This is a genomic window from Pseudoalteromonas sp. G5_S1_54_S4, from assembly GCF_054968565.1.
Window position 1 is genome coordinate 1 of sequence record NZ_JBQKUL010000119.1, and the last position, 1247, is coordinate 1247.

Here is a 1247-nt window from a genome sequence, read left to right on the forward strand (position 1 = left end):
TGATACGACCCCGATAAAGTAGACACGGGTTTTTAATTCATTAACTCGTATTGCATGGGACTCACATTTCCTAGCGTGCCATGCATTCTTACTGAGTTGTAGTAGTTTTCGATATAAAAGCGACTTTGTACTGTCATTTCACTACGACTCAGTTCATTTAAATTGTTCATCCATTCTTTTTTATACTGAGCAAAAAAGCTTTCTGAGCAGGCATTATCCCAGCAATTCCCTTTTCTCGACATGCTAATTGTTACCTGTCGGTTGTTCAACCACGATATTGTTTCTTTTGCACGATACTGGCTGCCTTGGTCTGAGTGAAATAATAAGCGACTTCCATCAGGTTTACGTGCATCCCATGTTTTTTTTAACGTTCTAATCACCAAGTCTGCGCTGTTAACTCGACTTGTTGCCCAACCAACGACTTTGCGTGAGTATAAATCTAAAATTACACATAAATACTGCCAACCCTCTCTGCAACGAACTTGCGTTATGTCTGACACCCATACCGTATTGGGTTTATCAACACTAAACTCACGACCCAATAAGTTTTCTGCAGTGATATGCCCCTGCTTTTTTCCGCTACCGGTATATCGGCGTTTACCCGCGGCTGAGCGGTAACCCATACTCTGCAGTAATCGCTGCACACGGCCTTTACTACACTCATACCCATTGTCTATAGCGGCTTTCCACAACTTTCTGTAGCCCGGAATACAGTGCTCATCACTACTTACTTTTTTCAAAAACTCAAGCAATGAGTCGTTTTCTGACGCACGTTGACTTAATGAGTGCTTTAGCCATTTATAATATCCTGCTTTTGATACTGACAACCATGTGCATAATTTTTTAATCGTTTTCTTAGCTGTCGCAGCTTGGTGAATATACTCAAACCTTATTCTTTTCGGCTGTCCAAGTAGGCCTTCGCCTTTTTTAACACATCGTTCTCCAACTGCGCATCTTCCAATTGCTTTTCAAGCTTACGCACTTGGCGCTCCAAATCTTTATATGACTTATCAGGGCCTTGGTTTTTAATTGGGTTAGATGTACTTTTTGACGTCATTTGTCGTCTCCATTTAGATAATAAGACAGGGTTAATACCCAGCCGATGCGCTATTACATTAACAGTATCTGGAGAGTCTAACGATTGTTCAACTGCTTTTATTTTAAATTCAATTGAATGACTACGCCTAGTTTTGATTTTCATAACACTTATTCCTTAAATAAGTGTCCACTTTTATAGAGTCGTATCA

Annotated in this window: 1 protein-coding gene; it reads right to left on the bottom strand. The window is 40.1% G+C overall.

Features of this window, described 5'->3' with window-relative positions; translation table 11 throughout:
• Positions 1-32: 32 nt before the first annotated feature.
• Positions 33-1201, bottom strand: a protein-coding gene (locus tag ACTRWE_RS19170) for an IS3 family transposase (protein WP_462880529.1) whose coding sequence is annotated in 2 segments (ribosomal slippage) — positions 33-931 and positions 931-1201 — 1170 coding nt in all. Because the reading frame shifts where the segments join, the coding sequence is not laid out codon by codon here.
• Positions 1202-1247: the final 46 nt, after the last annotated feature.